The 19,664-nt window shown below is 47.8% G+C and carries 12 protein-coding genes and 1 riboswitch; of the genes, 11 read left to right on the plus strand and 1 reads right to left on the minus strand.

The genetic code is table 11. From position 1 onward, the window contains the following. Positions 1 to 165: 165 nt before the first annotated feature. The 9 genes from H8876_RS03250 (at position 166) to H8876_RS03290 (ending at position 15,547) form a co-directional block, all read left to right on the plus strand. Positions 166 to 951 carry a hypothetical protein gene (locus H8876_RS03250; protein WP_249286506.1) on the plus strand — a complete coding sequence of 262 codons (786 nt, stop codon included), beginning with the start codon at positions 166 to 168 and terminating at the stop codon, positions 949 to 951. A gap of 34 nt (positions 952 to 985) precedes the next feature. Next, a complete protein-coding gene (locus H8876_RS03255) occupies positions 986 to 4,168 on the plus strand; it encodes a zinc ribbon domain-containing protein (RefSeq protein ID WP_249286507.1) in 3,183 nt (1,060 codons plus the stop codon). A 25-nt stretch (positions 4,169 to 4,193) separates the two neighbouring features. Further along, positions 4,194 to 7,118, plus strand: coding sequence for a UPF0182 family membrane protein (locus H8876_RS03260; protein ID WP_249286508.1), 2,925 nt, complete (start codon positions 4,194 to 4,196; stop codon positions 7,116 to 7,118). Between the two features lie 83 nt (positions 7,119 to 7,201). Continuing rightward, positions 7,202 to 9,118 (plus strand): type I glutamate--ammonia ligase, encoded by a 1,917-nt coding sequence (locus tag H8876_RS03265; RefSeq protein ID WP_249286509.1) that lies wholly within the window; start codon positions 7,202 to 7,204, stop codon positions 9,116 to 9,118. A gap of 21 nt (positions 9,119 to 9,139) precedes the next feature. Continuing rightward, entirely contained in the window at positions 9,140 to 10,417 is a 1,278-nt protein-coding gene (gene serS, locus H8876_RS03270; protein ID WP_249286510.1) for a serine--tRNA ligase, read from the plus strand. Between the two features lie 34 nt (positions 10,418 to 10,451). Then, positions 10,452 to 11,642 carry a pyridoxal phosphate-dependent aminotransferase gene (locus H8876_RS03275; RefSeq protein ID WP_249286511.1) on the plus strand — a complete coding sequence of 397 codons (1,191 nt, stop codon included), beginning with the start codon at positions 10,452 to 10,454 and terminating at the stop codon, positions 11,640 to 11,642. A 146-nt stretch (positions 11,643 to 11,788) separates the two neighbouring features. After that, the gene (locus H8876_RS03280; protein WP_249286512.1) at positions 11,789 to 12,832 is read left to right on the plus strand and encodes a C40 family peptidase; all 1,044 of its coding nucleotides are present in this window, start codon (positions 11,789 to 11,791) and stop codon (positions 12,830 to 12,832) included. A gap of 340 nt (positions 12,833 to 13,172) precedes the next feature. Continuing rightward, positions 13,173 to 13,457, plus strand: coding sequence for a DUF6110 family protein (locus tag H8876_RS03285; protein WP_177265014.1), 285 nt, complete (start codon positions 13,173 to 13,175; stop codon positions 13,455 to 13,457). Continuing rightward, positions 13,457 to 15,547 (plus strand): heavy metal translocating P-type ATPase, encoded by a 2,091-nt coding sequence (locus H8876_RS03290; protein WP_249286513.1) that lies wholly within the window; start codon positions 13,457 to 13,459, stop codon positions 15,545 to 15,547. Before H8876_RS03285 ends, H8876_RS03290 begins: the two co-directional genes overlap by 1 nt. Before the next feature lie 61 nt (positions 15,548 to 15,608). Here H8876_RS03290 and H8876_RS03295 read toward each other — a convergent pair whose 3' ends face one another. Further along, complete coding sequence (locus H8876_RS03295; protein WP_249286514.1) at positions 15,609 to 16,130, minus strand: folate family ECF transporter S component; 522 nt, start codon at positions 16,128 to 16,130, stop codon at positions 15,609 to 15,611. 75 nt (positions 16,131 to 16,205) lie between these two features. Beyond that, positions 16,206 to 16,296: riboswitch (THF riboswitch) on the minus strand. Between the two features lie 560 nt (positions 16,297 to 16,856). On the opposite strand from H8876_RS03295, the gene H8876_RS03300 reads away from it, so the two are divergent. Together H8876_RS03300 and H8876_RS03305 are read left to right on the plus strand one after the other, a co-directional pair. Beyond that, positions 16,857 to 17,558: an ABC transporter ATP-binding protein gene (locus H8876_RS03300; RefSeq protein WP_177264395.1), complete on the plus strand. Its 702-nt coding sequence runs from the start codon at positions 16,857 to 16,859 to the stop codon at positions 17,556 to 17,558. A gap of 12 nt (positions 17,559 to 17,570) precedes the next feature. Beyond that, the coding region (locus H8876_RS03305; protein WP_249286515.1) for an ABC transporter permease at positions 17,571 to 19,664 on the plus strand (2,094 nt) is incomplete at its 3' end.

The following is a 19,664-nucleotide window of genomic DNA, read 5'->3' on the forward strand; positions in this document are numbered from 1 at the left end:
GAGGATCCTGTCCAAATCAGAAAAGATCTTCCGGTTTTATTTTTGCAGAAAAAACCCAAAACCCTTATATTTTCTCACTTTTTTACAGATACGTTTGAAATTACAATGCAATTATAGTATAATATTTGAGACTATAAAATCGAATAGGATACAGGAGATTGTTATATGACAACAATTATTATCATAGTTGTTGTTGCTTTGGTTTTTTTTGTTACCGTATGTGTCGTCACTTTTATGGTCTGGAAGCGTGAAGCGGAGATGCGTACTGACAGCATCCGGGAGATCAAAGACAACCTGCAGCGGCTTGAGGACAGGCTGACTGTCGAGACACAGCCGGAGGAGCAGACTCCTTTGCAGGATGATTTGCACGAGGAAGTTTGCAGACCGGTGCTGCGGGATGCAGACCCTGCTGTCGCAGGAAGATCTCGCAGAAGCAGAAGCAGAAGCAGGAGCAGAGATCCGTTCAGCTGGGTTCGCAGTGAACAGGAGATGGAAGAAACTTCGCAGACAGAAGCGCAGCAGCCGGAGGAGTGGCCACAGCCGGAACCTTTGCAACAGACAGCAGAAATGTCGATAATGCCGGATGTGTCGGAGACGCCGCCACAGATCATGCCTGAGCCGGAGTTTTCCCTTCAGGAGAGGCAGCAGGAGACTGCTGCAGAGGATGTGGCAGAGCCTGGAGACTGGGACGATGCCATGGATTTTGATATCGATCTTCCAGACGGGAATGCTGCAGCAGAAATGACAGCAGACGATATCACATCGGCAGACGATATCGCATCGATGGAAATAGAACTACCTGACCTGGATCTTTTTACAGGGCTGGGTACTTTGGACGTGAACACAGAGGAGACAGTACCTGCAGATCCGCCAAAGAATTTTGGCAGGGACACTGGCAGGAGTGGGAAAAAATATACAGCGGAAGAATTGGAAGCGCTGATCAAAGAATAGATCGCTGATCGAAAAGATCCAGAAGGAGGAACTTATGTATTGTAAAAATTGCGGAAAAGAACTCGCAGCAGATGCAAAGTTTTGCATGCAGTGCGGTACGCCGGTAGACGATGTGCCAGCACCAGTGCAGACAGCTCCTGTGCAGCATACGACAGAGAAGGCGGAACCGGCGAAAGCACCGCAGCCAAAAGCAGAACCGGTAGATGCACCTAGGGAACGTCCGGTATTTGATGAAATCAAGTGGAATGTGTCGGAGTATCCGGACCAGAACGCAGTGGGAAAAACAGAAGAAATCGATTTTAACTGGAATACGGAGCCGGTCGCAGCGCCACAGCCGAAAGCAGAAGAACCGGCAGTGGTTCGATCCGAAACGGCGTCGAAAGCTCCAGTGCACAGAGAAATACCGGAAGCAAACAAAGCACAAAGTGTTCCGCAGAATAATACGGAGGATCATGTTCTGAGCGGCAAAGATCTGGACAGTGCTATATTCGGAGAAAAAGAACCGAAAAAAGCTCCAGAATCAATGAGTGCAGCAGAACGGATCGATAAGTTCTATACCTTCAATAAGAAAAATGAAGAATTTCAGCAGCTGCTGAATAAGGAATACAACAAAGTAAAAGGTGGAAATGCCATAGAACAGGAAATATCTCAGGCAGAAGAGCGCGCATCGCAGCGTTTTGAATCCAGCAGAAGACCGGAAAATTCCACTATGGAAGAATTCCTGGAATCGGAAGGTATCGTGAAGCCATATCAGCCGAAGGCATTTGAATCCGATGTGCTGGAAAGGATCGAAGCGCAGGAGGCAGAAAAAGAGGCGAAGCGTCTGGAAGAAGAAGCGCGCCTGGCCGCTATCGAAGAAGCACGCCATGAAGCCGAGGTAAAACGTCTCAAGGAAGAGGAAGAACGCCTTAAGGCGGAAGCAGAGGCTCGCAGACTGGAAGAGATCGCTAAAATGAAGGCGGCAGAGGAAGCGAGACTGGCAGAAGAGGCTCGTAGAAAAGCGGAAGAAGAGGCAAAGCGCAGAGCAGAGGAAGAAGCTCGCAGAAAAGCCGAAGAAGAAGCCAGAATAAAGGCGGAAGAAGAACGCAGAAGAGCAGAAACGGAAGCCAGAGTAAAGGCGGAAGAAGAAGCTAGACTGCGGGCTGAGGCAGATCTGAAGGCGGCACAGGAAGCGGCTAAGATCAGAGCTCAGCAGGAAGCAAGACTGGCGGCGGAAGCAGAGGCACAGTACAAGGCAGAGCAGGAGCGGAGAAGGCTGGCCGATGTGGAAGCACAGCGGAAACTGGAAGAAGAAAGAAGACGCCTGGAGGAACAGGCTAACGAGGCAGTGGCCAAGGAAGAAGTGCGCAAGGTCTTAGAACAGACTGCCCGCATGAGAGAGGAAGAAGCAGCCAAGATCAAGGCGGCAGTTGCAGGTCTGAGAGCAGATGCTGCAGCAGAACGCCAGGCAGCACAGAATCTGGTTCGCAAGGATGTGGAGGATGCACATCGTGCCACGAGAAATCAGATCAATGAAATGGCCCGGTCAGAAGCATTGCATACATCAGAAGCATTACATATAGAAGAACGCCCGGTAACGGGAAGAGACACGATGCTCTCAAACGATATGAGCAGAACGCGGACTGTAGACAAGGCTGCGATCATCGCAGGACTAAACGATGACACAGTTGTGATGAGCAAGGAAGATCTGCATGCCGCTGCTGCACCAGTCTATGAGCAGGAATCTGTGCCGGAATCGGAACCGGTTTACGAAGCTCCGGTTTACGATGCACCACTGCAGAACCAGGATGATGCATTCTTTGACAGTTTGGACGCGGCAGGAGACGTTTCTAACGTGCCGGAAGGCTCCATGTTCGATGCAGAAGCTATGCCTCAGGCGCAGCCGATCGACTTTAGAGAAGAAAACTTTGAAGATCTGTCTCAGCCGCAGGAACTGAATTTCAATGAAGAAACAGAAGAAATCCAGGAACTGACAGACTTTGGTGATCTGGCGGATATCGAAGAGATCCCGCAGGCACAGACGGATCCGCTTTACGATACTCGTGGATATGGCATGCCGGAAGAGCCGGCAGCGGAAGATCTGGGCCATACTCAGCGCTTTGATCCTCAGGCATTCGATCAGGCGGCAGACGGTCTGCAGGATACTATGGTAGTACAGCCGGATACTGTTGTGATGGACAAAGCTCCACAGACAGATGCTTTCACAGAAAACGATTTTGATCATTACGGCGAAGCGGAAGCGCAGAATTATATCAATCAGCAGCATGCGCAGCAGGGAGCTTATGAAAACGTGCAGCCGGCAAATGATTACTTTGATGGATATGCAGACGATTATCAGGATGACTATTACGAAGACGATGCAAATCTTTCCAAGAAAGAGTTAAAGCAGCGCGAGAAAGAGCGCAAACGTATGGAAAAGCAGCGCGCGAAACAGGAAAAAGCCAGACGTAAGAAGGGCGGAGCGGACTTTGCAGAAGCAGCAGATGGATTCGAAGAAGAAAAATCCGGCGGCAAGGGCAGGATCGTACTGAAAATCATTCTGGTGCTCCTGATCGTGATACTGGCAGTAGAAGTGGCCGGTATGGGCATCAAGTTCCTGGCACCGCAGAGCAAGGCGGCTGAATTCATCGATTCGCAGCTCAATAAGGTGATCCAGCTGATCACCGGCGAAGATACGGAATACAGCGTGATCGCAGCACAGGTAAGAACGGAGCCCATGGAGGACAAGACCGATCTGATCAACGCGCAGAAAGGGAAAAACAAGGGCAATGTGATCAAAAGTATCACGTACAGCTCTGATTTAAGCTATGACCAGGAAAGGGACGGCAAGGTGTCGGACCTGGTCCTATCACAGCCTATGACCCAGGTCGAATGGGGTAGAGATAAGGATAACTATCCTGTTTATTATGACGAACAGGTCGTAGGCGAGATCATTGCATTTGAGTCTCAGAGATATAATCTGATGGCGAAGGGTGATGAGAAAGTACTGAGTCTTATTGATGACAGCACCAACCTGTATCAGGACACGGCTGCGCTGAAGAATCAGCAGCCGGCAGGAGAATTCTCCAAGCTGGAGATCGGTGAGATCAGACAGGCGGGCAGCAAATACTACGTGTGGGTGAGGGAGACCGTGGGAGGCACCTCCACAGAACGCGTATATGCCATGTACCCGCAGAAGAAGTTTACCATGAAAATGTCTGCTGCCTACGATGTGTAGAGGATAGCAAAAGGAGGGTATCTGTTTGAACAGTTCGGGAGAGAAGAAGAAAAGGCATGCGGGCCTTAAAGTACTGATCGTTATCGCAGTATTGGTGTTTCTGTTCCTTTGCCTGATTGGATTTATCACGGATTTCCTGTGGTTTAAGGAACTTGACTACGTTTCCGTATTTCTTACAAAACTGCTGACGCAGTTAAAAATAGGGATACCGACATTTATCGTCGTGACATTCCTGGCTTACGTGTATTTGAAATTCCTGAAACGGGGATACTTTAAGAAGGTTGTTTCCGACGAGGTGACAGATCATCGCAGACTGAACATCATATCGTGGAGTCTGGCGGGGATCTACGGGGCCATCACTACTTTCTTCGCTGTGAAGAAACTCTGGTTCCTGCTGCTGCAGTTTGTCAACAGCACGGGATTCGACAAAAAAGATCCACTGTATAACATAGACATTTCGTTTTATGTATTCAAGCTTGACTTTATTGAAGAAGCTAACCAGCTGCTGATCGTTTTACTGATCGCATTTGCACTGCTGACGGTCATTTATTATTCGGTGCTTCTGTCGGTAAGGACTCCACAGATCTTCGAACGGGTATCGGATGATGCAAAGGAAGATAGCGGTGCGTCTGAAGAAAACGCGCAGAGTTCCGGTTATGGCGGCGGGACTGCAGGAGGGCAGTTCGGTGGTTTTGACAATATCAATGATATGTTCGGCAAGTTTGCAAAGTCTTTCCAAAACGGCGGCAAAAGTCCGTTCCAGAAGACTGCAAAGCCGAAAAAGCAGTTTGATCACAGCAATTTAAAACTGCTTATTTCCATTGCGGAAAAACAGCTTATCATCGTAGGGGTGCTGTTCTTCCTGATGGTAGGCGTGAATTTCTTCCTGAAACAGTATGATCTCCTGTTTGGAAGTACAGGTGCCGTGTACGGTGCGGGCTTTACCGATGTAATGGTGACTCTCTGGGTTTACAGGATCATCATGGGATTGTCCGTTCTGGCGGCGATCGGATTCGCTGTTGGTATTACGAAGAAAAAATTCAAACCGGCTGCTATCGCTCCGATCGCTATGCTTATTGTAGGAGCTGTTGGTGTGGGCGGCGCACTGGTGGTGCAGAACCTGGTAGTAACACCGGATGAAATCAATAAAGAAAGCAAGTATCTGGAGCGCAATATTGAATATACTCAGTCAGCGTATGGCTTGAACGAAGTAGACATGAAGGGCTTTGAAGCGAATCAGAACCTGACCAGCCAGGACATTGCCAATAATTCAGATACCATCTCTAATATCCGTATCAATGACTATGCTCCGGCGAAGACTTTCTACAATCAGACGCAGAGTATTCGTCAGTACTATACGTTCAACGATGTGGATGTGGACAGATATATGATCAACGGGGACTATACACAGACGTTCCTGTCAGCTAGAGAAATCGATGAAGAGAAGATCAGTGACACCTGGCTGAACAAGCATTTGAAATACACCCATGGATATGGAGTGACTCTTTCCAGAGTAGACAAGATCACTTCCAGCGGGCAGCCGGATATGCTCATCGACAGCATCCCGCCGGTGTCTCGTGTAGATGAGATCAATATCAAGCGGCCGGAGATCTATTTCGGTGAACTGACCTCTAACTATGCGCTGGTGAATACGTCGGAAGATGAATTTGACTATCCTGATGGAAACAGCAATAAGTATGCCAGATATGAAGGCGATGCAGGGATCAAGCTGAACCCGATCAATCGTCTCATGTTTGCAATTCGGGAGCACAGCTTAAAAACTCTGGTTTCAGGCAACATCAAGAGCGATTCCAAGATCCTCATCAATCGGAAAATTTCCGAAAGAGTGAAGGAAATAATGCCGTATCTCAGCTATGATAAAGACCCGTATATGGTTACGGAGAACGGCAAACTGTACTGGATCATCGATGCGTACACCCATACGGCCAATTATCCGTATTCGGAACCGTACAACGATGAAACCAGAACAAACTATATCCGAAATTCCATCAAGGTCGTGATCGATGCATATAACGGAAATACGGATTATTACATCGTAGACGATACGGATCCGATCGCACAGACTTTTAAGAAGATCTACCCGGATCTGTTCAAAGACCTGGACAAAATGCCGCAGGAAATCAAAGCGCACATCCGTTATCCGAACATGCTGCTTGATATCCAGGCAAGCGTGTACCAGAGATATCATATGAACGATGTGAAGGTGTTCTATCAGAACGAAGACCTGTGGCAGATCTCAAGTGAGATTTATGGTACCAAGGAACAGGCTATGACGCCGAACTACTACATCATGAAGCTTCCGGGCGAAAATGGTGCAGAATTTGTCAACTCCATACCATTCACACCGAAGGACAAGAAAAACCTGACCGGACTTCTTGTAGCACGTAACGATGGCGACAATTACGGCAAGCTGGTGCTTTACCAGATGCCGAAGAGCAAGATCGTTTACGGACCGATGCAGGTAGAAGCACAGATCGACCAGAACACGGAGATTTCAAAGGAATTCTCCTTATGGAACTCTTCAGGTTCCAGCTACAGCCGTGGCAATATGTTCGTAGTGCCGATTGAAGATTCTCTGCTTTACATTGAACCGGTTTATCTGGAAGCAACCAATTCCAGCATCCCGGAAGTAAAGCGGGTGATCGTCGCATATGGTGATCAGATCGCATATGAATCCACGCTGGCGGAAGCGCTCAATTCCCTGTTTGGAGAAGGCAGCGCTCATGAGAGTCCGGGAAGTGAAGAAGCTTCCGGTGATACGGATACCTCAGCAGGCGGCAGTGACGCTTCTCTGAGTCAGACGGAGATCATCACCAGAGCGCAGGAAGCTTTCGACAATGCACAGAAGGCACAGCAGGATGGTGACTGGGCAAAATATGGAGAATACCTTAAGGAACTGGATAAATACTTAAATATGTTAAGTGAATAAGAAAGATATTCAGGACATTCTCATAGCAGTTTTCCAGACTGTAGAGAATGTTCTGAATCGTTATAAAGAAAGAGAGTGATGCTATGATATCATACGATTTGGACAAAATGCTTTATACGATACCGGCTGATAAGCACAGCACGGAAGAAATTCGGGAAATTCTGGGGAAGCACCCGGAAATCAAGTTCGTTTCCCTGGTAGGGATCGACGTTGGCGGGCATGATACCGACGAAAAGATCCCGGTAGAGGAATTTTTGAAGGATATGGATAAATTCCTTACTCATGGAGTGCAGACGGACGGATCCAGCGTAGTGCTGCCTAAGATCGCCAAGCTGAATAATGCGAAGGTGGACATCATACCGGATAAGACGGTCAACTGGTTTGTGGATCACAACTTCAACTACCCGGATCCTGATACAGGTCTTCCGGTAGGAACATTGAGGATCCCGTCTTCGCTCGTGCATAATGATTCGGAACGCGTTGGATCCAGAGTGATCCTGCGAGATGCTATCCGGAATTTTAAAGATGATCTGATGGAACTTCTCAAAAACAACCCGTACGTGTTTGAGTACATCGATGCGGACAGTGTAGATGATATCGATAAGATCATCATCACGGCAGCTACAGAACTGGAATTCTGGGTAAAGACCCCGGATGACGATGCCGACAGAGAACAGCTGTCCACGGCTCAGATGCTGAAGGAACAGTATTGGAAAAGGACGACCGGACCGGTCCGTACTGCATTGGAAGAAACCATGCTGATCCTGCAGAAATACGGCTTTGAAATGGAGATGGGTCATAAAGAAGTTGGTGGCGTAAAAGCAAAACTGGGCAACTCCGGTGTATATGATCATGTTATGGAACAGCTGGAAATCGACTGGAAGTATTCTTCTGCCGTACAGGCTGCTGATAACGAAAACCAGATCAAATACGTCGTAAGAGATATTTTTCGTATGTACGGACTGGAAGTGACCTTCATGGCGAAGCCGATGGAAGGCGTGGCAGGAAACGGCGAGCATACACATATGGGAGTATCTGCAAGACTGAAGAATGGCAAGATGATCAACCTGTTCGCACCGTCGGATACGGAAAACCAGTTCATGAGTCCGATCGGATTCGGCGCCCTGATGGGTATGCTTAAAAACTACGATGTGATCAACCCGTTCGTAAGCTCCAGCATCGACTCTCTGAACCGGCTGAAGCCAGGCTATGAAGCGCCTGTATGTACTGTGACTTCCCTGGGACACAGTGCCCAGATGCCGTCGAGAAACAGAACCGTTCTGGTAGGTCTGGTCAGAGAGATCGGCAATAAAATGGCAACTCGTTTCGAACTGAGATCACCAAACCCTAAGAGCAATACATACCTGGTGATCGCAGCATCCTATATGGCGATGCTGGATGGTATCAAAGCAGCACTGGAAAACGGCAAGGCTTCCGATGAACTGGAAAGATCTATTTCCAAGGAATACGGACAGGAAGACTTTTATCTTGATAAAGACCGGATATACCGCAGCGAACTGGATGTGTTCGATGAATATACAGAAGAAGAACGCGATAAGTTCTTTGGAAAGGCTCCGCGGACCGTATGGGAAAATATCTCGGCGTTTGATGAGTATCCGGAAAAACTGGAAATTTTCAAGAGAGATGATGTGATGACGGAACTGGCACTGGAATCCTATCGTCAGGCGACACTGGATCAGTGGAAGACGGAACTTCACAACCGTATCGTACCGGATGTCATGGATGTGGTTCGTCACTGCACCAAGCTGCATGATGATGACGACTGCGTCGATTATGATAGATATTACTGGGATAAGATCCAGGGGCTGCGCAACCATCTGGGACGTGACCTGCTGGACGTACCGTGTCTGCTGACGCGTGTAATAAGAGCGCTGGATGCAGAAGACTACAGTACTGCCTCACAGCTGCAGATGGAAATGCAGAAACAGGTAGAAGAACTGATGAGACTTTACATCATTTACAGAAAAAATTTATTTTAACGTTCACGGAGGGAAGATGACATGTTGGATATCAAAAGAATCAGAGAGGATTTTGATGGCGTAAAAAAAGCAGTAGAATCCAGAGGCAAAGGCGATTTTGGAATCGATAAAGTACGCGAATACGATGTAGAAAGAAGGAAGCTGCTGGCTGAAGTAGAGCAGATGAAGAATCAGCAGAGCACTTCTTCCAGACAGATCCCTGTGTTAAAAAAAGAAGGCAAAGACACGACAGAACTGATGGCAGAAATGAAGCAGCTTTCTGAAAAGATCAAGGTGCTGGATGGTCAGGTGAGCGAAGTGGAAGCAAAGCTGCGCGATGCACTGCTCAATATTCCAAACACACCATATAAAGACGTGCAGGAAGGCGCAGATGACAGCGACAACGTAGAACTTCGCAAGTGGGGCGAACCGAGAACATTTGATTTTGAAGAGAAAGCTCACTGGGATATCGGAACAGATCTGGACATCCTGGATTTTGAACGCGCTACGAAGATAGCAGGGACGCGATTCACTGTTTATAAAGGCCTGGGTGCCCGTCTGGAACGTGCAGTGATCAACTTCATGCTGAATCTGCATACCGAAGAGCACGGATTTACAGAAATCCTGCCGCCGTTCATGGTAAATCGCGACGCGATGATCGGAACAGGTCAGCTGCCGAAATTCGAGGATGATATGTTCCATGTTCCTGCAAAGGATTTCTTCCTGATCCCGACAGCAGAAGTTCCGGTAACCAATCTTCGTATGAATGAAATCATCGATGAAGCAGGGCTGCCGATCTATTATACTGCATATACACCTTGTTTCCGTAAAGAAGCCGGTTCTGCCGGTCGTGACACGAGAGGTCTGATACGTCAGCACCAGTTCAACAAGGTGGAAATGGTTAAATTCGTCAAACCGGAAACTTCATATGACGAGCTGGAATCCCTGACCGCAGCAGCGGAAGATGTTTTACAGAAGCTGGAGATCCCGTATAGAGTAGTACGCCTGTCCACCGGAGATCTGGGATTTTCCTCCGCAATGACCTACGACATTGAAGTGTGGATGCCAAGTTACGGCAGATACGTAGAGATCTCTTCCTGCAGTAACTTTGAAAACTTCCAGGCAAGAAGAGGAAATATCCGGTTCCGTCCGGCTGAAAAGGGCAAACCGGAATTCGTGCATACCCTCAATGGTTCCGGACTGGCAGTGGGAAGAACAGTAGCTGCTATTCTGGAAAATTATCAGCAGGCAGACGGCTCCGTTGTTATTCCGGAAGCACTGCGCGGATTCATGGGTGTTGATAAGATCGAAAAGAAATAGGCAGAGAGGAGTTTGACAGAAAGGACGAAACGACATGATTGCAGATAAAATGAAGCCTTTGATGGGAAACAACTCAGCCATCAGAACAATGTTCGAAGAAGGCGATAAAATGCGGGCAGAATATGGCCCGGAAAATGTATATGACTTCAGCCTGGGCAATCCGGATGCGCCGGTACCGGCAGAAGTCAAGCAGTCCATCATTGATATACTTAACGAAGAAGACCCGACGGCACTTCACGGATACATGAGCAATGCAGGATTCGAAGACGTGCGTGAAGCCATCGCACAGTCGCTTAATCGCAGATTCGGCACGGCCTTTGATCACGGTAATATTCTCATGACTGTAGGAGCAGCCAGCGGTCTGAATGTAGCACTGAAGACTATCCTGAATCCAGGCGAAGAAGTGATCGTTTTCGCACCATATTTCCTGGAATATAACTGGTATGTGAACAACTATGACGGTAAAGTGGTGCAGGCACCGACGGATCAGGAGACTTTTTATCCGGATCTGGAAGCCTTTGAGAAGCTTATCGGTGATAAGACCCGCGTTGTTCTCATCAATACGCCCAACAATCCGACCGGTGTGATCTACAGTGAAGAGACGATCAGACAGATCGCAGACATATTGGAGCGCAAACAAAAGGAACTGGGACGAACTATATTTCTTATTTCGGACGAACCTTACCGGGAACTGGCATACGGAGATGTGGAGGTTCCTTATGTAACGAAATACTATGATAACACTATCGTTGCTTATTCCTACAGCAAATCACTTTCCCTTCCGGGAGAGAGGATCGGATATCTGGTGATCCCGTCCGAACTGGAAGAAAGTCAGCTGGTGTTCGATACAGCATCCAATGCAAACCGCATCATCGGCTGCGTCAACGCACCATCGCTTCAGCAGAAGATGATCGCACGGTGTGTTGATGTCAAGGTGGATCTGGATTACTATGACAAGAACAGAACGGCGCTGTATGAAGGCCTGAAGGATTGTGGTTTCGACTGCGTAAAACCAGAAGGAGCCTTCTACATGTTCCTGAAATCCCCTGTGGCGGATGAAAATGAATTCTGTGCAGAAGCAAAGAAGCATAATATCCTGATGGTGCCGGGCAGTGCCTTCGCATGCCCGGGATATGTTCGTCTGGCATACTGCACATCCTATGATACTATCGTAAACTCTATGGATGGGTTCCGCAGGCTTGCAGACCACTATGGGCTAAGATAGGAGAATAAAAAGTCAAAAGAACAGAACTTGAAGATTATGTGAAGATAAAATCCCCGGTGTTTTCTTACCCGGGGATTTCGGGTATAATAGGTAGGTATTATACGTTACAGTTCGTGGGTAATTTATAACAAATAAGAGAGAATATTATGATTTCCAGTCTGAAAAACAACAAAAAGAAGGTATTGCTTACAGCTTCCATCGCTGTGATACTGATCGCAGCTCTGGTCGTTGTTATGACATTGACGAAACCATATGCTGTATACGCAGACGGAACCAAGGTTGAAAATCCGTATGCCGTAAAGGCGGGTGGCGAGGAACTGTTTCTGGTAAAAGATTCCAAAACGGCGGAGAAGGTAATCGAAACCGTTATGGATAAGTATTCGCCGGAAGGAGCACAGATCAACTCCATCACAGTTGACAAGAAGCTGTCCAGCGAGGAAGCTGATCTTAAGAGAGGCGGAGAGCCGGAGACCGTTATGACGGCAGATGAAGCTGTGGATTATGTTCTGACACAGAACAGCTCAGATGATCCGCTTTTCTGTGTGACCATCAGTTCTGAAACTGGTTCTTTGCAGAATGTAGCTGCAGGTACGACTTATGAAGATAACAAGGATCTGTATGAAGGCGATCAGAAGGTCAAGAGCGAAGGTAAGAACGGAAACCAGATCGTAACCAATCAGACAGTAAGCGTTAACGGTTCCGTAGTGACTTCTGAAGTTGTTGATACAGCTGTTGTAAGCGAAGCGGTGAATTCTGTTGTTTACAAGGGCACGAAAGAAAAGAAAACCACGACAGCAAATGACAAGTCCGCTTCTGCAAAGGGCGGCACAGTCATCGGAAGCGGCAGCGGTGCTGCAGTTGCTTCTTACGGACTGCAGTTCGTAGGTAATCCATATAAAAGTGGTGGTACCAGTCTGACTAATGGTGCTGACTGCTCCGGCTTCACACAGAGCGTATACGCTAAATTCGGTATCTCCCTGCCGAGAACGACCTGGGGTCAGGCAAAAGTCGGCAAGGGCGTATCCTACAGTGAAGCAAAAGCAGGAGATTTGATCCTGTACTCTCACCATGTAGGAATCTACATCGGCGGAGGCAAGATCGTTCACGCATCCAGCTCAAAGAAGGGGATCTGCGTGACCAACGCGAAAAATTGCGGACCGATCCAGACGGTAAGAAGGATCGTAGAGTAGTAGCAGTATAGATGGGCAGATGACACTGCCTGCGAAACAGACAGGAAAATAGAGACAGCAAGCCCGGCAGATCGCCGGGCTTTCGTTGAGCAGAGGGTTAGTGCCGACTTACCTTTGGTGGGATGAGTGTAGCAAAATGGTAGGACGATTAACGCTAAAGCTGTTGTTAGTTCATAGAAACAAACCATATTTAAGGGGCAAAGTTAGTCGTGACTCATAAAAGTTAGCAAAAACTTACAGATGTTAGCCTTGACTTCCAGGGATATCGTGCGTTATTCTAAGATTGTTAAAGAATTATGAAATACAAATCAAAATATAAAAAATGAAAGGAGAATCTATTATGGCTAAGATCGATTTAAAGACAGTAGGAACATTCGTAGGAGGAGTATTGTTTGGAACAGCAGGATTGAAGATCCTGGGAAGTGATGACGCGAAAAAGGTATATACCAACTGCACAGCAGCAGGTATGCGTGCGAAAGACTGTGTTATGAAGACGGTAAGCACCGTCCAGGAAAACGTTGGGGACATCGTAGCAGAAGCAGAACAGATCAACGAAGAAAGACAGGAAGCTAAAGAAGCAGCTGAAATCGAAGATGCTGCAGAAGAAACCGAGGCTGATGCATAATGAAGTTTCAGATCAAGCATGAAATCAAGGGACGCCTGCGTATCCATATGAAGCAGAGTCGCATGACCTTCGAACAGGCGGACATACTGCACTATGCGATACAGAAGATGGATGGCGTCAGCTCAGTCAAGGTATACGAGCGCACCGGAGATGCTGTGATCTGTTTCCACTGCAGCAGAGAAGAATTGATCGATGCACTGTCTGCATTTGACTATGACAGAATCAACGTGCCGATGGAAGTTTTGCAGAATTCCGGCAGACAGCTCAATGCAGAATTTCAGGAAAAACTGGCGGGTCGGATCCTTAGAAGATTATTTAACAAGATTTTTTTACCGATGCCGCTTCGAAACGCTATCACTCTTTGCAGAGCGATAAGATATGTCTGGATGGGTGTAAAGTGTCTGGCTGCCCGGAAGATCGAAGTGCCTGTACTGGATGCGACAGCTATTACCGTTTCTATCCTGCGAGGCAACTTCAATACGGCCGGATCGATCATGTTCCTGTTAGGTGTTGGTGAACTGCTGGAAGATTGGACGCATAAGAAGTCTGTCGGCGATCTCGCGCGTAGCATGTCTCTCAATACCGAAAAAGTATGGGTGAGGAAGGATGAAGGTGAAAAGCTGGTGCCTTCTGATGAAGTAGAGACAGGAGATCTTGTAGTCGTGCATATGGGTAACGTCATCCCGTTCGACGGCATCGTTTGTGCCGGAGAAGCGATGGTAAACCAGTCAGCTATGACAGGCGAACCGCTTGCTGTAAAAAAAGACACAGACAGTTACGCATACGCTGGAACAGTTGTAGAAGAAGGGGAACTTGTCATCCGCGTCAAAGAGACGAGAGGATCTACGAAATACGAGAAGATCGTATCCATGATCGAAGAAACGGATAAACTGAAATCAGCGTCCGAGAGCCGGGCGGAACATCTGGCGGACAGACTGGTTCCGTATACATTGCTGGGAACTGCACTGGTATGGCTTCTTACCAGAAATGCTACCAAGGCGCTGGCCGTTCTGATGGTCGATTTCTCCTGTGCATTGAAACTGGCTATGCCGGTGACGGTGCTTTCTGCGATCAGAGAAGCCGGGGAACACGACATCATGGTCAAAGGCGGCAAGTACATGGAAGCTGTCGCTGAAGCAACGACCATCGTATTCGATAAGACGGGAACGCTGACGAAAGCCATGCCGGTCGTAAGATCCATCGTCAACTTCAGTGATGAATCCGACGATGAAATGCTGCGGATCGCAGCATGCCTGGAAGAACACTTCCCGCACTCCATGGCAAAAGCCGTTGTGGATGCTGCACGAAAGAAGGGTCTTGAACATGATGAAATGCACTCGAAGGTGAATTATATCGTCGCTCACGGTATTTCTTCTGAAATCGATGACAGGAAGGTCGTGATCGGAAGTTATCACTTCATCTTTGAAGATGAAAAATGCATCGTAGACGATTCCGCTAAGGCAGAGTTTGAAAACCTGCCGGAAGGATACTCTCACCTTTATATGGCTATCGACGGCAAGCTGGTAGCTGTGATCTGCATCGAAGATCCTTTGCGTGAAGAAGCAGCAGACGTCATCAGACAACTGAAAGAAGCCGGTATCACCAAGGTGGTAATGATGACGGGCGACAGCGAACGAACTGCAGCAGTCATCGCTAAGCGTGTTGGTGTGGACGAATACTATTCCGAAGTGCTTCCGGAAGACAAGGCCAGCTTCATTCAGAGAGAACGGGAAAACGGAGCCAAAACCATTATGGTCGGAGACGGGATCAACGATTCTCCGGCTCTTTCGGCAGCGAATGTTGGCATTGCTATCAGTGATGGCGCAGAGCTGGCTCGTGAAATTGCCGACATCACCATTGGCGCAGATAACCTGTATGAACTGGTGACACTCAAGAAGCTCAGTAACCGTCTCATGAAGCGGATCGACTCCAACTACCGCTCCATCGTAGGCATCAACTCTGGACTCATTGGTGCAGGCGTGTTTGGGCTCATCCCGCCGACAACATCGGCTATGTTCCACAACATCTCCACGCTGGGAATCACGTTGAACAGCATGAAAAATCTTTTGCCGGAGCAGGAGACAATATAAGTAAAAAATAAAACAGCTTCGAAGAGAACCTTAAACGGGAACTTTCGGAGCTGTTTTTTCTCTACGCCGTCATCTGTCCGGCAAACGGTATCTTCGATACGATGCGGTTCCATACGAACGGGATCAAAATCAGATGGATGGGCAGCATCAACACGCATTTTAAGATGCGGGCAGGAAGCAGCGCCAGATATCCATCACCCATCAAAATAGAAAGCCATAACGTATCCAGACACAGATTGCATCCCAGGATCACGAGCAGGCTGGCAGGCAGCACGCTTTTCCAGGTGATCTCTTTTCCCTTGAGGAAAAACCCGAATATCATTCCTGTCAAAAACGCCGTCAGTGTAAATCCCGGGAAGTAAGCTGCTGACGGGAAGATCAGCATGCCCAGCACATCGCCTGCAGCATATCCGATCCCGGCCCAGAGCGGTCCGTATAAAATCCCCATCATAGCAACCGGCAGAAATCCGAATCCGATCCGCACGATCGGTGTCTGGATCGAGCAGAACCTGGTGAGTATGATCTCCAGTGCGATAAGAAACGCCAGAACCACGAGACGCTTGGTATTAGACTTTTGTTCCATTAAAAAACTCCTTTCTTTATTTGTCGTAGATTGAACTACACAAAAAGAACAGGAGTATAGTAAATCCCTGAGTGTAGTAGCGGACGCGATATTGCACCGCAGCAAAGCTTTCGTTCATAAGCAACATCCCATCTTATGACACTTCACGCACAATACCTACTCTACGCAAGAAATATTGTAACACAGGGGACCGGGGCTGGCAACCATTATCAATTTCGGTAAATTTTCATCCCCGTGCCGGCAACGCCAAGCTATGGATTCATCATCCCGACCCCCCGTCCCTAACCCTAAAAATTAAAACAAAAAACTTCAAAAAAACCAGTTGACATTGGTCAGTGGCTGTAGTATTATAATCATGGAGTTAGGTGATACTAACCTCCTTGATAAATTATTTTACTCATGTGAAACAAAACCTTACCTCATTTCCGCCTATATAGGAAATAACCCGGTGCGGTTTCCGTACCGGGTTTATATAGGCAGAACCGTTAGTCAAAACTAACGAAGTTACACAAAACAAACGACACAGAATCTTCGGTGCAAGCCATACCGGAGAAACGATAGACATAAAAGAGTAAAAGTGAAATCATAAACGACAAATAAAACCTTTAAAACCTTATACCTCAACAAAAAGGTGAACACCAACTCAGACCAATGAAAACGCTCGAAACACTTGCCACATCTGCGGCAAGTGTTTCGAGTATGCGAGCGAAGAAAGGAAGAAGAATCATGGCATTTCTGGAAGTGAATCAAGTGAAAAAATCCTTTGGCCAGGGAGATACCCGTGTAGAAGTCCTTCGCGGCATCGATCTGACCGTAGAAAAAGGAAAACTCTGCGTGCTCCTGGGACCATCAGGGAGCGGCAAATCCACTCTTCTCAATATCATCGGCGGCATCGACGGCCCGGACAGCGGCAGCGTCGCCATAGCGAAAGAGAAGATCGAAGACATGAACGAAAAGAAGCTGTCCCTGTATCGCAGAAAACATCTGGGATACGTATTCCAGCAATACAACCTTATCGCGAACCTCACAGTGAAGGAAAACATCGAGGTGGGAGCGTATCTCAGTGATGCGCCGCTGGATGTGGATGAACTGCTTCACGTGCTGGGACTTTGGGATCATAAAGACAAGCTGCCCAATCAGATTTCCGGCGGTCAGCAGCAGAGAACGGCTATCGGCAGAGCCATCGTCAAGAATCCTGACGTTCTTCTTTGTGATGAGCCAACAGGGGCTTTGGATTATAAAACCTCCAAGGAGATCCTGGAACTGATCGAACAGGTCAACAGCAAATATCAGAACACCATCATCATCGTGACTCACAATGATGCCATAAAGCATATGGCAGATCAGGTGGTTTCCCTGCGTGACGGACAGATCCGGAGTCAGGTCTACAACGACCACAAGATCCCGGCAATGCAGCTGGAATGGTAGGTGAGACGATCTATGAAGAACCCTTTGCACAAACGATATAAGCGGGAACTGCGGCAGGATCTCGGCAAATATATTGCGATCTTCCTGTTCATGGTCCTTTCTATCGGATTTATTTCCGGATTTTTAGTGGCAGGCACTAGCATGAAGACTGCCTACGATCAGAGCTTTAAAAAATACAATATCGAAGACGGTCATTTCATCCTCAAGGAAAAGGCGAACAAAGACCTGATCAAAACTTTGCAGGATGACGAACACGTCAAGCTGTATTCGCAGCCGTACATAGAAGAAAAGGCGACGGACGACAACACTTATCGGATCTACGCAAACCGCAGCAAGGTCAATAAGATCAGCGTGCTGTCGGGAAGAATGGCCAAGGCAGACGACGAGATCACCATCGACAGGCTCTTTGCAGAAAACAACGATATAAAGGTGGGAGACTCTATCCAGCTCAACGGAACATCGTGGAAGGTCTGCGGACTGGTAGCATTTTCGGATTACAGCGCTCTTTTTGAGGATAACTCGGATCTCATGTTCGACGCGCAGACCTTTACCGTAGCAGCTGTGACAAAAGGCGGATTCGACGCTATGGCGGAGAATTTAAAGAAGCTGGATGACGGGAGTACCCAGACCCGCAGCCTCCATTATAATTACGCCTGGAAGTGGGAAAAGCAGGGCATGAGCGAGCAAACCAGGCGTGACAAGTCGGATGACCTGTTGTCAAAGCTGGTGAAAGAAGCTTTTTTCACTGACAACGAAGTGAAGGATTTCCTGCAGGAAGCAGATAATCAGGCCATCCATTTCTCTGGAAACGACCTGGGCGGCGATAAGCAGATGGTCATTTGGTTTATGTACATCATCACGGCGATCCTGGCATTTGTCTTCGCGGTGACGACCCTGAATACCATCGAAAAAGAGGCGACGGTCATTGGAACGCTGCGGGCATCCGGCTATACCAGAGCCGAGCTGATCCGCCATTATATGACTTTGCCGGTGATCATCACGCTGATTGCCTGCGTGATCGGCAACATCCTGGGATATTCTTTCTTCAAAAACACCGTGGCGACGCTCTACTATGGAAGCTACTCTTTGCCGACTTACAAGACACTGTGGAATCCGGAAGCTTTTCTGCTGTCTACCTTGGGGCCGGAAATCATCATGATCCTGATCAATTTCCTGGCACTTTATAAAAAGCTCAAGCTTTCGCCGCTGGCATTCCTGAGAGGGCAGACTGCAAAGGAAAAGAAGGGCCGGGCTGTACGCCTGCCGAATATTCGGTTTCTTAACAGATTTCGTTTGCGGGTGATTTTGCAGAACAAGGGCAGTTATCTTGTATTGTTAGTTGGCATTTTATTTGCCAATCTGCTGCTCATGTTCGGTCTTATGTTTACACCTTTGCTGGAGCATTATAAAGGTGAGGTGCTGGATCATCAGATCTGTAAATATCAGTATGTGCTGAAGGATACGGTACAGACCGACACGGACGGAGCCGAAAAGTACACTATCAATACGCTGAAATACAAGGGCGCCATCGATGAGGACATGTCGGTGTACGGCATTCAGGAAAGTTCATCGTATATTGACAATGCAAAAGCGGATCTGAAAAAGCCGGATGAATACCGGATCCTGGTGTCTTCGGCATTTGCAGACAAGACAGGTATCCAGAAGGGTGAGAAGCTGGAGCTTGATGATAAATACGCCAACAAGACCTATACTTTTAAAGTCGTCGGCACGGTGGAGTATCCGGCGGGACTGGCGATCTTCATGGATATCGATCGGTGCAACGACCTGTTTGATTACGGTGATGATTACTTTACCGGTTATTTCAGCAATACGAAGATCAAGGATATCGATGATGACGATATTGAGAACGTCTTCACAAAAAAGGATCTGCAAAATACCACGGCGCAGCTGGAACAGTCCATGGGCGTGGTGTTCTACATGTTCGGCGGATTTGCTGTCGTGACTTTCGCGCTGGTGCTCTACGTGCTGTCCAAGGTGGTGCTGGAACGCAACTCGCGGGCGATTTCCATCATCAAGATCCTGGGCTATACCAATCGGGAGATCTCGGGGCTGTACAACACATCCACGGCCGTGGCGGTCGTACTG

It is taken from the genome of Lentihominibacter faecis, assembly GCF_014306095.1.
Lineage (GTDB): Bacteria > Bacillota > Clostridia > Peptostreptococcales > Anaerovoracaceae > Lentihominibacter > Lentihominibacter faecis.